This window comes from Fibrobacter sp. UWH6 (assembly GCF_900142465.1).
Taxonomy (GTDB): domain Bacteria; phylum Fibrobacterota; class Fibrobacteria; order Fibrobacterales; family Fibrobacteraceae; genus Fibrobacter.
Map to the genome: position 1 here is coordinate 156086 of NZ_FRAX01000001.1, position 14098 is coordinate 170183.

The 14098-nt window shown below is 50.4% G+C and carries 11 protein-coding genes; 3 read left to right on the forward strand and 8 right to left on the reverse strand.

The features are described 5' to 3' along the window. Nucleotides 1-46: 46 nt before the first annotated feature. The 3 genes from BUB73_RS00670 to BUB73_RS00680 all read left to right on the forward strand — a co-directional run bounded on the left by BUB73_RS00670 (nt 47) and on the right by BUB73_RS00680 (nt 3016). Nucleotides 47-859, forward strand: a complete 813-nt coding sequence (locus BUB73_RS00670; protein ID WP_073233670.1) for a type III pantothenate kinase — start codon at nt 47-49, stop codon at nt 857-859. A 126-nt stretch (nt 860-985) separates the two neighbouring features. After that, on the forward strand, nt 986-2011 hold the full coding sequence (locus tag BUB73_RS00675; protein ID WP_175552180.1) for a GGDEF domain-containing protein: 1026 nt from the start codon (nt 986-988) through the stop codon (nt 2009-2011). A 72-nt stretch (nt 2012-2083) separates the two neighbouring features. Further along, nucleotides 2084-3016: a UDP-glucuronic acid decarboxylase family protein gene (locus BUB73_RS00680; RefSeq protein ID WP_073155902.1), complete on the forward strand. Its 933-nt coding sequence runs from the start codon at nt 2084-2086 to the stop codon at nt 3014-3016. A gap of 33 nt (nt 3017-3049) precedes the next feature. On the opposite strand, the gene nth is transcribed toward BUB73_RS00680, so the two are convergent. The 8 genes from nth to BUB73_RS00720 form a co-directional block, all read right to left on the reverse strand. Beyond that, nucleotides 3050-3679, reverse strand: a complete 630-nt coding sequence (gene nth / locus BUB73_RS00685; protein WP_073155905.1) for an endonuclease III — start codon at nt 3677-3679, stop codon at nt 3050-3052. After that, complete coding sequence (gene cysE, locus BUB73_RS00690; protein WP_073155908.1) at nt 3676-4461, reverse strand: serine O-acetyltransferase; 786 nt, start codon at nt 4459-4461, stop codon at nt 3676-3678. The genes nth and cysE overlap by 4 nt, the downstream gene beginning before the upstream one ends. After that, on the reverse strand, nt 4458-4958 hold the full coding sequence (locus tag BUB73_RS00695) for a hypothetical protein (RefSeq protein WP_073155911.1): 501 nt from the start codon (nt 4956-4958) through the stop codon (nt 4458-4460). The genes cysE and BUB73_RS00695 overlap by 4 nt, the downstream gene beginning before the upstream one ends. A 27-nt stretch (nt 4959-4985) precedes the next feature. Beyond that, entirely contained in the window at nt 4986-5510 is a 525-nt protein-coding gene (hpt, locus tag BUB73_RS00700) for a hypoxanthine phosphoribosyltransferase (RefSeq protein WP_073233676.1), read from the reverse strand. Next, a complete protein-coding gene (locus tag BUB73_RS00705) occupies nt 5511-7925 on the reverse strand; it encodes a DUF3536 domain-containing protein (protein WP_073282884.1) in 2415 nt (804 codons plus the stop codon). 153 nt (nt 7926-8078) lie between these two features. After that, nucleotides 8079-10055 carry a glycosyl hydrolase gene (locus BUB73_RS00710; protein WP_073282887.1) on the reverse strand — a complete coding sequence of 659 codons (1977 nt, stop codon included), beginning with the start codon at nt 10053-10055 and terminating at the stop codon, nt 8079-8081. Between the two features lie 179 nt (nt 10056-10234). Then, nucleotides 10235-11914: a glycosyl hydrolase gene (locus BUB73_RS00715; RefSeq protein ID WP_249269436.1), complete on the reverse strand. Its 1680-nt coding sequence runs from the start codon at nt 11912-11914 to the stop codon at nt 10235-10237. Between the two features lie 84 nt (nt 11915-11998). Continuing rightward, nucleotides 11999-14017 (reverse strand): T9SS type A sorting domain-containing protein, encoded by a 2019-nt coding sequence (locus BUB73_RS00720; protein WP_073282890.1) that lies wholly within the window; start codon nt 14015-14017, stop codon nt 11999-12001. Between the last annotated feature and the right edge of the window lie 81 nt (nt 14018-14098).

Consider the following 14098-nt stretch of genomic DNA (forward strand, 5'->3'; position numbering starts at 1 on the left):
GAACGAAGTGAGTGACCTCACTCCTCATACCCGGATAAAAGAGACTATGGCAGATTCTGTAACATTAGTTGTTGACGTAGGAAACACCCACACGGTTCTTGGCATTTTCAAGGGAACCAAGGTGGTGGATTACTGGCGTCTGACAACCCGTAAGGAAACCACTTCCGACGAGGTGATGAACCGTATCGGAGGTCTTCTCCGCTTTTCTAAGATTAATCCGGAAGAGATTACCCATGTGGGTCTTTCGACGGTGGTGCCCGCTCTTGAGCGCCCCTGGATCAAGGCTCTGGATTCTCTGCTGAAAAAGCACGTTCAGGTTGTCAATTCCAAGAACTGCCTCGGTTTGAAAATTGATTACCAGAATCCTTCCATGGCTGGTGCCGACCGCCTCTGCAATGTGATTGCGCTCCGTGAAGAAGGCCTGAAAAACGGTGTGGTGGTGGATATGGGAACTGCAACCACCTTTGATGTCATGAAGGATGGCGCTTTTGTCGGGGGCGTGATTATCCCCGGTATTAACGCTAGCCTGGATGCCCTTACCGAAAAGGCTGCCCGCTTGCTTCCGGTAACTATCGAATGGCCCGAAAACGTGGTGGCTGACAATACGGATGATGCTATTCGAGCTGGTCTTCTTTATGGCTTCCTGGCTCAGCTGGAAGTGCTGATCGGTAAGATCAAGAAGGAAGTGGGCTGCGAAGACCTGCCTGTCTATGCGACGGGCGGTTGGGGCAAGACCATTGCCCGCCGGACAACCCTTATTGACAAGTATGACCCTTTCCTAACTTTGCGAGGAATCCGTCTGGTGGCTGTCAAGGGAAATTCCGTTGCAGAAGTGGAACGGGATACCGAAGAAGAATAGCCAGAACATCTGTTTTTGAAAGCCTTATCCTGAGGAATAGGGCTTTTTTTATGGGAAAAAAGCAGAAATGTGCTTATCGTAAATTAAACTTATTATATTATTACATAAGTTAAGAAGGTGAAAATCGTGCTGGCAAAATTCCTTAAGACGTTATCGCAGAACAGAACGTTGATCTTTTTGGTCATGTGTCTGTTTGTCCATATATTCAACGCAATCTATTTTTATTCCATTGGCTTAACTCCGCTGGTGGTGCTGAATATTGGTAGTTCTTGTCTGTATGTCTTGTTCCTGACCTTGTTCAAGAAGAATAGCGACCTGCAGATTGTATTTGCCTATTTCGAAATAATCATATTCTCGTTCTTGAGTGAAGTTGTGGCCGGCGGTCACTTTAGCTATGTGAACTTTATTATCGGCATGGTGGCTGTGGTGTTCTTTCTGCTGCCCTTTAGGAACAAGAAGAAACATATTTACCAGTTCATTGGTGCGGTGTCGGCCATTGGCGTAAGCCAAATTACGGTGTTCGAATATTCCATGTTCCCGGAATACTTACCTATTGTTCTTGAACATAAAGTATTCATTTCCTGTCTGAATCTTATCATTACCTTGTTTACCCTTTTCTATGTTTCCAACCTTTATTTGGTAGAGCTGAACGAGGCCAGGGCCAAACTGGATTATTCAAGTAATCATGACGTGCTGACCGGTCTTTATAACCGCCGCTTTTTTGAAGGCATCATGAAACGCAGCAAGGAAGAAAACGAGAATGCCTTTTCTGTGGCCATGGTGGATGTGGACGACTTTAAGCATATTAACGATACTTACGGTCACGAGGCCGGCGACAAGGTTCTGGAACGGGTGAGCCACCTGCTGGCCGATGTGCTTCCCAAGAATGCCATTGCCGTCCGTTGGGGTGGCGAGGAATTCGTGCTTTACCTGCCCATGATGAGTGTGGACAGTGCCCGTGGAGTCCTGGAAAATTTCATTACGAGACTTCGCGAAAGTTCCGTTATTTACCGGAATCAGGAAATCAGGATTTCTGCGACAATCGGCGTGTGTACCGGTGACAGTATTTCGGAATATGAGAATTACATCCGCCAGGCAGACGAAAAACTCTACTGGGGAAAGAAACACGGCAAAAACCAGATTGTGAGTTAGAAGTGTTCTACTCGTAAGTTTTGAAAACTTCAAAAAAAGTTATATTATCGGTGATTAAATATTGGAGCGTGTATGCGTTGTTTAGTTACCGGTGGTGCTGGATTTTTGGGTAGCCATCTCTGTGAACGTCTTCTGAATGATGGTCACGAGGTTATTTGTCTTGATAATTATTTCACTGGCCGAATGGCTAATGTGGCCCACCTCCGCGACAACAGGTGCTTCGAGCTGATCCGTCACGATGTAACGGAACCGATTCTTCTTGAAGTGGATCGTATTTTTAACTTGGCATGCCCTGCCAGCCCTGTGCATTACCAGTATAATCCGGTAAAGACCATCAAGACCAGCGTCATGGGTGCGATCAATATGCTGGGACTAGCCAAGCGTGTGAAAGCCCGCATTCTTCAGGCCAGCACCAGCGAAGTTTATGGCGACCCTGCTGTGCATCCGCAAACAGAAGACTATTGGGGAAACGTGAACCCCATCGGTATCCGTAGCTGTTACGACGAAGGCAAGCGTGTTGCCGAAACCCTCTTTATGGATTATCACCGTCAGAACAATGTGGATATCCGCATCGTTCGAATTTTCAATACTTACGGCCCTCGCATGCTTCCTAATGATGGTCGCGTCGTTAGCAACTTTATTGTGCAGGCCTTGAAGGGCGATGATATTACCATTTATGGTGATGGGTCCCAGACCCGTAGCTTCTGCTATGTAGACGACCTTATTGAAGGCTTTGTCCGCATGATGAGCCAGGACAAGATTATCGGACCGGTAAATATCGGCAATCCCGGTGAATTTACCATGCTGGAACTTGCAAGGGAAGTTCTGGACTTGACCGGTTCCAAGAGCAAGATTGTCTTCCAGCCGCTGCCGGGTGACGATCCCAAGATGCGCAGACCTAACATTGACCTGGCCAAGAGTGCCCTGGGTTGGGAACCGACGATTCCCTTGCGTCAGGGGCTTGAAAAGACTATCGTCTATTTTGATGAACTGCTGAAAGAATAAAGCAAACTTTTAAAGGCGAGCGGAAACGCTCGCTTATTTTGTTTTGCAACCGATGGTGCTGCAAATGGGACATTGATCCACTTTGTGTCCCATGGCCTTGCAGTAGGTTCGTCCGAAGAGAATTATTTGCAGATGCTTTCGTTCCCAGGATTCGGGAGGAAAGATTTTCTTTAAGTCTGCTTCAGTACGTTCTACGGAACTTCCGTCGCTTAAGCCCCAGCGGGCGGCCAGTCGATGGATGTGGGTGTCTACAGGAAAGGCCGGTATCTTGAAGGCGTGAATCATCATGACGCTGGCGGTCTTGTGGCCGACGCCAGGGAGGGCTTCTAGTTCTTCAAAGGTCTGCGGGACTTTGCCGTTGTATTTTTCAACGAGAATCTGGGACAGCTTGAAAATGTTCCTGCTTTTATTCTGGTAGAGTCCGCAGGGTTTGATGTATTCCGCAATTTTATCCACGCCGAGGGCTACCATTTTTGCGGGAGTGTCGGCAACTTTGAAGAGCTCTGCGGTCACCAGGTTTACTCGGGCGTCGGTACATTGGGCACTCAAGGCTACCGCGACTAACAAGGTGAAAGGATCGCGGTAGTTTAAGGGAATCGGCGGGTTTGGAAACAACTCGTCCAACTTCTGGTTGATGAATGTGATGCGATCTTTTTTGGTCATGCGTCGCGGGTGAAGTCCTGCTCCATGTTGAAGCTGGGCATTTCATCGTGGGGACGACCAACTTGAACGGCAGGCACTCCAGCGTACGTTGTGTGTGCAGGAACGTCGCTGACCACAACGGCACCCGCACCAATCTTGGCACCGTCGCCAATATGGATGTTTCCCAGAAGCTGTGCATGGGCGCCCAACATGACACCGTTACCAACCTTCGGATGACGGTCGCCGATTTCGTTACCAGTACCGCCTAAGGTGACTCCATGAAGGAAGGAAACGTTGTTGCCGACGACAGCGGTTTCGCCAATGACAATGTTTGTAGCGTGGTCAACAAGAATTCCGTATCCAATGTTTGCTGCAGGATGAATGTCCATGCCGAACTTGCGGCTGATGATGCTCTGCAACATTTTTGCGGGGAAGGTGCGTCCTTCGCTCCACAAAATGTGGGCGGCACGGAATGCCTGTAATCCTTGGAAACCCTTGAAGAACAGCAACGGCTCCAGATAGCTGGTGCAGGCGGGGTCACGGAGCACGGTGGCGTGCAAGTCCTTGGCGGCGCTCATCAGAAGTTCGGGGTACTTGCTGTAAAGCCCGCTGAACATCTTTTCCAGTTCAACTCTGTCGATGACTTCGCCTGCCAGCTGACAGGAAAGGGTGACACCCAACATTTCGCAGAAACTGTTACGACATAGAATTTGTTCGTTCAGCATCAATACAGAGAGGGGCTCCTTCTGTACCAGAATTTCGGCTTCGTCACGAATTGATTTTTCTATGTCTGCAATATTCATTTTTTATCCTTAGAGGGCTCGTCGTCGTCGAGGGTGGGAATAACCTTGTTTTCCTGGCAAAGGTTTTCTTCGCGGATTTTAAAGGTAAAGTCAACCAGATTGTTTTCGAACATTTTCTGGTAAGGCTTCTTCTTCTGCACGCTCTGCAGGGCGCAGGTACAGTAATTTATGCGCTGGATGAGGATGTTGTCGTTACGGGGAGCGCCCTGGGCGAACACGCATTCGTGCATGATGGCGTATTCCATGGCGCGGTCGTAACGGTACTTGCACTTGTTTGGCAGATCAGGTTGGGCAGCAACTCTTTCGATTGTTCCCTTGGCAGGAACGTTGTGCATAATGCTGCTAGTGATGAATCCAGCGACAAATACCAGGAAGCATCCTACTAGGAGCAACAGGAACTTCTTGCCGCGGCTAATGTTGTTGTAGCTTCTGCCTACCGCCTCAAAGGCTTGGGTGGCGTGTAACTTGACGTCATCTAAATCTTTGTTTTTTGCCATATTACTCTCTCTTCACCTAATCCAAAACTAAACTTCTATCAGTGTCCAGACCTCGGGCAATGTTCTGTAGTCTTCGTTAAAGTCTAGTCCGTATCCCACGACGAATTCGTTGGCTATCTCGAATCCGACATAATCGGCGTGGAAATCAACAGTTCGACGTTCTTCCTTATTCATAAGAACGCAAGTACGTAACTCTGTAATTCCTGCTTCCTTTAACATGCCTACCAAGGTGAACATGGTGTTGCCTGTATCCAGGATGTCGTCCACAACCAGTACTCGCTTGCCCTTTAGTTCCTGCAAGTCCAGACCACTCACCTTCAGCTTGCCGCTGGATTCCATTCCGGAACCATAGCTAGAAGCCTTGATGAACTTAATCTGATGCTTGGGGTTGGCCATGGCGCGAACCAGGTCCGTGGTGAACATGAACGCTCCGGTGAGAGCCGAAAGGACAATGTCGAATTCAAAGGATCCGCCGATTTCTGTAGCCAGCTCCTTGACGCGGGTCTGGAGCTGCTGTGCAGAAATCATGGGCTTTGCGGACATCTTGTACATTTACACCTCAAAGTTCAGCCAGCTGAACATGGGCTTCAGGGCGGCAAGCTTGCCTTCGGGATTCTTGTTGTATTCCTGGAAGAAGGGGAATACCTTGTTCTCGAGGCTTGTCTTGTCGATGCCCAGACGGAGCCAGTCGGCCACGGTAATGAGGCCGGTGATGTGGCTGACGGACTTCTTATCCAGTTTGACGGAGACTGCATCAATCAGTTCCACCAACTTGGCGTGGAACATACGTCCGGTACCGCCGAAGGAGAAGTGGGTGTTCAATGCAGTAGCTTCTTCAACCAGGTCGTGGATTTCGTCAAAGACCTTCTTGTCGTCGGTTTCCATATAGGAAAGGGCGAGGTGGTGGATCTTGGAGTTGATTTCCAGAGACAGGATCTTGCGCATGGTGTCGGGCAGGGTATGGTCGGGGTCGGCCATGCTGTCGATGGAAAGACCATGGGACAAGGCGAAACTGCTGAAGGATTCCGTAAGACCGGAAAGGTACTTGCGGGTAGAAATCTGGTTGATACGCTTCAGGGAGTCGCTCATGAGGTTGCGCATGCGGACCACATAGGCGGTGGGGTACATTTCCTGGAGCTGTTCGGTTCCCATATTGGGATCTTCTACGAACTTAAGACCGTTCTGTTCGTTTTCGCCATCGGCAACCACCAGGTTGATTCGGCCCAACTGGTCGGTAATGGCAAGAACGGAGGATACTCGGGATTCGCCGACGAACTTGTCGTTGAATTCTGCACGGACCAGAGTCTGACGACGGCGGGAAGCAATCTTTGTCGCAGTGATGCGGGCATCCTTGTTGTCGTAACCGTCTTCCAGGTCCAGGTGGAAGATGGCGGCACGTTCTGCCATTTCCTTGACAACCACGGGAACCTGTTCTTCGGCATAGCGGGTAAAGACTTCGGCACCGTTCCACTTGTGTTCGTTACTGGTGGCGCGGGCGAGGATGCTAATGAACTCGTTACGGATATGGTGGCCGTAGGGCAGGAACGGTTCCAGCAGTTCCATGGCGCGGAGGGCGTAACGCATGTTCTGCACCGGTTCCAGACCTTCGATATCGTTGAAGAACCAACCGCAGCTGGTGAAGCTGAACAGGCAGAACTTCTGGATTTCGAGAAGGCGGATGGCGCGGGCGCACTGTGCTTCGTTGGAGGGGTTCTTTACTGTAGCTTTCAGGAAGGCTTCCACGCGGGATTTGTCTTCGGGAGCGACCAAGGTCTGTACGTAGTTGTTACGTGCGTCCCAGGGGTTTACGTCGGAAATCTTTTCGAATTCGCGGACAAAAACGTCGTCTGCCAGTTTCTTCAGGTGGTTGAAGGCGTCGCGGAGAGGACCGCGCCACTTCTGGTTCCAATCGGGGCCACCGCCAGTGCAGCAACCGCAATCGCGGTACCAGCGGCCAACGCCGTGGGCGCAACTCCAGGCGCAACCTTCGCTATGGAAATTCTTCAGAAGGACTTCGTGCTGGGGTGGGAACTTTTCCAGGAACCAACCGTAGTTCACGGGAACCATGTTGTTCTCGGGTGCAAAGTGGTTATAGAGCCAGGCAGCGCACATGTCGCCGAACGGTTCGTGGTGTCCGTAGGATTCGCCATCGGTACCGATGCTTACCAACTGTGCGTCTTTGCGATTTTCATCCCAGGCGCTCTTGATCTTGTTGCCGAAGGTGCCTGCGTCACGGAGCAGGTGTTCGAAACCCACTGCAGAAGAAAGCCAGGGGTTGTAGAAAAATACATCCAGGTAGCCGTCGCACACCAGGTTGCCTTCCTTGTCGCGGGGGTAGATGCGGTAGGGGCGGGTGGTGTCGATATCGGTGTTGGAGCAACCTTGCCATTCTTCGCTGCCCAACTTGCGGAAGCTATCTGCCTGGGTGGGGGAGAGAATGGTGAACTTGATGCCGGCCTTGATGAGGGCCACAACCGTTTTGAAGTTGATGGCTGTTTCTGCCAGCCACATGGCTTCGGGCATACGTCCGAAATGGAACTTAAAGTCTTCGATACCCCATTCAATCTGGGTCTTCTTGTCTTGTTCGGAAGCAAGAGGCATGATGATGTGGTTGTACACCTGGGCGATGGCGTTACCGTGGCCCAAACGTTCAATGCTTCTCTTGTCAGCTTCCTGAATGCGCTTGTAGGTATCGGGAGTGTTGGTGCGGATCCAGCCCATCAGGGTGGGACCCATGTTGAAGCTCATGAAATCGTAGTTGTTGACGATATCTACGATGCGGCCGTTGGGGGAAAGAATACGGCTTGCGGAGTTGGGGCTATAGCACTGACTTGCAATGCGGTCATTCCAGTCGTGGAACGGACGGGCGCTGGGCTGGTTTTCGATGACTCCGGTCCAGGGGTTTTCACGGGGCGGCTGATAAAAGTGGCCGTGGATTGTAAAATACAGAGGATGTTTTTCAGACATAATTACACACCAAAAACGTTTTGGCGAAAGATAGAAATTTGCCATATGCAGCGTGGCTGCGTGGGCGTGTTGTAGGGGCTTTCAGATACGAAAAAACGCAGCGGTTAGGCTGCGTTGATTTGGGGTTCGCTTAAAAGGAATCGCTAATTGTTTTTATTTCAGCTTGATGACTCTGGAAACACTGTATTTTCCGGCAGATGCGCGGAGTACATAGCTTCCATGGGCCAGTGCACTCAGGTCAAAACGATGGCTTCCGGCAACGAGATTGCCTTGGGCAAGAGTTGCAATGCGATGGCCCATCATGTCGAACAGCGCCACCGTTCCTCGGCCTGCCTGGGGAATGTACAAAGACAAAGTTTTTTCTTGAACGGATGCCGTTATGTTGTTTGCGAAAGGTACGGTGTTGCGAATGGAACTGGGGGCGACGATGGCGCCTGCGCTATTGGTGTCTGCAACCACATTGTCCCAGCCCGGCATATTGTCCAAGGCGATTACTCGTTCGTCATCCAGGTTGCGCTTCCACATATCGGCGGGAGTCTTTTCCAGGAAGTTTCCGCTCCATGTCTGACTCCAGGTCATCCAATAGCTCCAATATGACTTGTCTTCGGCGATGCTGTCGATGTCGGGAATGGCGCCGTTTTCGCTGAGGGCGATCATCTTATTGGTGCCCACTTCATCGATAATCTTGTTCCAGTAATCGGCTGCAGAATAATGGTTGTTCAGCGGGTCGTAAATGTCGACGGCAACGATATCCACGTATTCGTCTCCCGGATACCATTCTCCATTGAGGGCAGAATAGTCGTAACCAAACTTAGGATCGGTATTGATGTTCCAGACCCAGATCAGGTTCCTGTTCTTGTTTACGTTAACCATGCGGTTGAATACAAGATGCCACAGCTGAACATAACATTCCGGAGAACCGACGCCCCACCAGAACCAGCCGCCACTTGCTTCGTGGAGAGGACGCCAAAGAACGGCAATACCCTTTTCTTCTAGCTGCTTGAAGTAACCGGAAACAATATCTACATCGGCAATGATGTCCTTGTATACCTCGGAAGTGGGGTCGGCGTCAAGGCATACTGTCTTGGTTGCTTTGCATTCGTTTTTGGTGGAGTCCATATCCGTACATACGGATTCCGTCTTGAATGCCTTGGTGTAGTTGAAACAGGTGTTGTTTTCTGCGGTTCCAGCAACGTCTTCGGTACAGCCTGCATTCTTGAAACCCTGCATCTGGGTGTAGAAAACGGTGTCTTCGCCCACCTTCCAATGCCAGGTGTATGTGGGGATGCCGCCCATGCTCCACAGGTCTTCGGTCATGACCAGATTGTTTTCTGTATAGCCCCGGAACCATCCTTCTTCGTGATGCCCGCCTGCAGCGAAGAGCATGTCAAAACCACCGATAGCAGGATAGTGGCCGGAACGCTTGTAAAATTCGTCGATGTCGGTCTGGCCTTTCCAGGTATCTTCACCATTCAAGAACTTACAGGAGTCTGCAGGAGTGCATTCTGCGGCGGAAAGCAACTTCATGTTGCCGTAATCATAGTTGAAATTCTGGTCGCTGATCATCATGCCGCTGATAGTCTTCTTCATGAAGTTGTCGCGGAGGAAGGTCTTGACCTTCATGGCGCTTTCGGTGGCGCCGGGAGTTACGGGCAATGCACTAATCTTGAATTCCGGATCAGGAACCCGTTCCACGATAATGTAGTCTACGCCGATGGAGGCATTGCCGACGGTAACCGTATTCTCGCCAGCCTTCATCTTAGAAGTGGCGGATACGACGTAGGCGGAATCGCAGTTGCGGGGTGTGGTCAATTCAGAACCAGCCTGCTCCCCATTGACCATGATTTTGGAGGTGGTCCAGTCGTACTGTTTAATCAGAACCTGGGTGGTCACCTTATAGATGGCAGTTTCGTCAACCTTGATGGAGAACGTCATTCCGTCAGAACCGGGAACCGCATACTTGCCACCAGAAAAACTGGCGTCTTCCTTGATGTCGGCGGCTGTTACGCCGGGCTGATCTTCGGCTTCATACTTGGTGGCGGTGGTTGCTGCAAAGCTTGCTGTGGCGAGCCCCATGAAGGCAACGAAAGAGAATGCGCTCTTGATAGCGCTGTTAAAATGTAATCCCATAAACACTCCTTAATTAAACCGCCTTAAATCTATATTTGAAAACCGAATTTTTAAATGGAAGATCGCCTCGAAAAGCTTAAATCGTTGAAAAGTTCGCATCAATTGATGCTTTTTTTTAATAAAGATTGCAGAAAAGGCCGCGTTTTTCGCGGCCTTCGATCGTCTAATTTTACAAGGAATTAGTTATTGGGAAATTTCTTTCCTGTAAGGTCAAAAATTTGGGGTTGATCCTTGTTTTGATCGACCTTGTGGACCTGAACTTTATTTCCCTTGATTATGAGTCTTGTTCCTGCAGATTTAAAGTTCGTTTTGGTCTCTTGCTTACCCTTAAGGCTTGCAATTTCAGACACGTCTGCCAATTCGTACTTGTCCCAACCCGGCATATCTTCCAGGGTGATTACGAAGTCGTTGTTCATGACGGTCTTCCAGGTTTCTGCCGTATTGTCGTTTGCCCAGCCTTCCATGGCGTAGTCACCGTACCAGGGCATGAACCAGCTCCAGTTGGCTCCATCGGCCTTCATTTCGTCGGGGAAGGGAACAGAACCATTTTCACTTAAGGCGATAATCTTCTTGCCGCCGTAAATATCCTTCACGGTTTCAAAACTGCCCACCAGGCTGGAGTGGTTTGCTTCGCGAGGATAGTAATAGTAATCGCGGCCCACAACGTCTACGTATTCGTCGCCAGGGTACCAATCGATGGCGTCCTTGGCTTCGTCGGTGGTCCAGACCCAAATGAGATTATGCAGGTCTTTCTTGTTGACGAAAATATCGAACATCAAACGATAAAGGGCGACGCAGGCTTCGGCACCATCGGTACCCCACCAGAACCACTTACCGGCGGCTTCGTGAAGGGGGCGCCACAATACGGCAACACCGGCTTCCTGTAAAGTGTGAAGGCTGTCGGCAATCATTTCCAGATCGCGGACAATGGCCTTGTATTCGTCGGATTCTGTTTTCCACTTTTTGGTAGTCAGGTCGTAAGCCTTGGTGACGCTGAATGTGGTGAATGGATCGTTTCCGCTGGACTCGGTGTAGAAGGCTTCCACATCCCACATGGGGTCTTTCCAGTGCCAGTTAAATTGAGGGATGCCTCCCTGCTTCCAGACGTACTTTGCCATTTCCAGGGTGGCGTGGGTGTAGCCCTGATGCCACATGCCGTCGGAGCCGCTGCCGCTGGCGTGCAAGAAGTCAAAACCTACCAGCACCACGTTCTTGCCGGAGGCATCTGCGATGTACTTCAATTCAGTCTGAGTTTCGTAAGTCTGAGGCGTGTACCTACCGTCATTTTCGAAGGGACGTTCCGTCATGACGCCGCTAATGACTCGCTTTCCAAAATTTGTCAGCAGGAAGTTATAGAGCTTCTGTGCGCTTTCGGTAGGTTCCGGTGTCACGGGACTTGCGCTCAGACTGAATGGGGCCGCTTCGTATTCGGTAAGCTCGATGTAGTCCAGATTCACCCAGCCCCAGGAATGTACAATACCGATGGTGTTGTCGCCCTTGTTCAGCTTGATTTTTCCTGCACCCTTGATGGTGGAAAACTCGTCGTTCATGCCGAAGGAAATTTGACCTGCGGAGATTCCGTTGATAGTCAAGTTCTGAATTTTGTCAGTCCCGTCGGTAGGGAGCATGTAATTGGCCCACAGGGTGTAATAACCTGTTTCAGGAACGTTCACCTTGAATTCCAAATTGCCCTCTTTCATAGCCACATAAGAGCCTCCAGAAACGCCTGCCTTGGAAACAACTTCAACTTTATGGTCGTCGGCGAGAACGGCGTCTTCGGCTTCTAGGCGAATTGCTGCGGCGTTGGCCGAAACCAGGGCGGCCAATCCAAAAAACGGGGCTTGTTTAAACATGTTCATTCCAAAACTCCATGTATACATATTCTTTTAGAAAAAAACGCCGCGGTGTCCCGCGACGTTTTCCCACACATCAAACTTGATGAATTACTTGATGATGATCGGCTGGGTTGCGGTGATGCCTGCGCCCTTGACGCGTACGATGTACTGACCCTTGGACATGTCGGTCATATCGAATGCGTGGGTGCCTGCAGACAGGGTTCCGCGATAGAGGGTGGCGACGCGCTTGCCGTTCATACCGAACACATCTACGTTAACCAGGCCCGCGGAAGCGGCAGTGAACATGATGCTGTTTCCGTTTACAGACATCTTTGTAGCAGGTGCTGCTGCGGTAGCCTTGATTGCTGTCGTTGCCGGAGTTCCGTCAAAGTAAGTTTCCACCTTGGTAATGGTAGCCTGTTCCGGGGAGAATGTGTCGAATTCTGTATCGAAGTTGTTGATGACGATTGCGCCGTCGTCAACAACGACATTGTCGATTAGAACTTCGCCGCTGAAGGCATCCGTAGTCATCTTGATAATGACTTGGCTGAGGTTGCCTAGATTGCTGGTGATGGGGAAGTCGTCTTCCCAGTAGGCGAACTTGTCGATGGGGAAGGTGCAAGTTGCGGTTTCGCCTGCTGCTACGTCGCAGTAACTGTTGGCATTGTACCAGCCCCATGCGGTATGAGTGTCGCTGGCGTTAGTCTTCAATGCCATGGTATACTGAAGATCGCTGGTAGAGCTGTTCTTTACGGTGAAGGTAATAGCCTTTGCTGTTCCCAGGTTGGTTGCAAAGTTATAAGTCAGGTTTGCACCTTCGGAAGCATCAACGCCTGCGTAGGTGACTTTCATCCAGCCGTTTTGTCCGCTAGCGGATGCTGCAAAGTCAGAGAGCTTGACCTTGCTGGAATCTAACTTGTAGATGGTGGTTAGTGCTTCTGCGGAATTGGCGAGGCTCCAGATGGCGTTCAGGTAGAAACTGTTGCCGGCTTCTTCATGGAGTGTCCAGCCCATGGCGCCGGAATAGCCGTTCTTGAATGCGTAGGTGTAAGCATCTGCAATGGTCATCTGGCGAGATCCAGCAGGGTCGCTGCTGAGGTTGCCACCACTGGTGTTCACGTTCACCCAGTCAGCACCCGGGAGCTCGCCTACCACCATGGGCTTGTCCAGCATGTAGTAGCTGTATGGGTTGTGGAAGGGACTTGCGCTGTTGGGATTCCATTCGGGATAGTAGTGAACTTGGTAGAAGTCCAGGGTTCCCTTGGGGTACTTGTTTTCGCCGGCGGCCAACAGCATGGCGTCGGTGTAGTAGTTCTTGCCGCATTTGTCGCTAGTCATGGTGAAGCGGGCGCTACCGTTAGAAACCAGGTTGTTGGGGGCTTCTTTATGGATGGCGTCTGCGGTCATGTTGATGACGCGCTGGATATACTTGATATCCACCAGTTCGGTGCCCCAGCCGTTACCGAAGTTTTCGGTACTAGTCATACCTTCCGGTTCGTTAAACACTTCCCAGGCGAGGAGTGCGGGATGATTCTTGTATGCCTTTACCAGCGGAAGCACAGCCTTGTCAATGAAAGCCTGTGTTGCGGCTTCTTCCTTAAGAATCAATTCGTTGGCGGTAAAGTCAAAACGACCGCCCCAACTTGTTGTGCTTTCGTAGTCCTTCTTCATCATGTCGAAGGAAAGAAGGCAGAGGTCTACCACGATGCCGTATTCTTCGGCGATATCCAGAACCATACCGACGTTCTTGATGGTCTGTTCTTCGATGCCTGTGGCGTAATGGGTGGTGGGATCAAAGCTTGGGTCCATGGTGTTGTTGGTGAAAAGCCACCAACGAATGGAGTTACCGCCTGCAGCGCGAAGATCCTTCAAATCCTTACGGACTGCATTTTCGTCGATGGTCATCAGCTTGCCGTTGGCGTCCTTACCAACGTCCTGGCTGAAGTTCCACCAGGCGATATTCATACCGTTGAGAAATACTTCATTGCCGTTGTAGCAGAGCTTGCTCTTGTCGTTTGCGCAAATGCTCATTTTATAACCATCGCCGTTTGCGGCCATGGCTGAAGTTGCGAAAAAGGCGCCGCCCACCAGGGAAAGCGCTAAAGCTTTTTTTAAAATTTTGTTCATAAGTATACTCCAAACAAGCGTCTTCAGAGACGCAAAAATACCAAACAACAGAGTTAATATAATTTATTTTGGTAGTTTAAA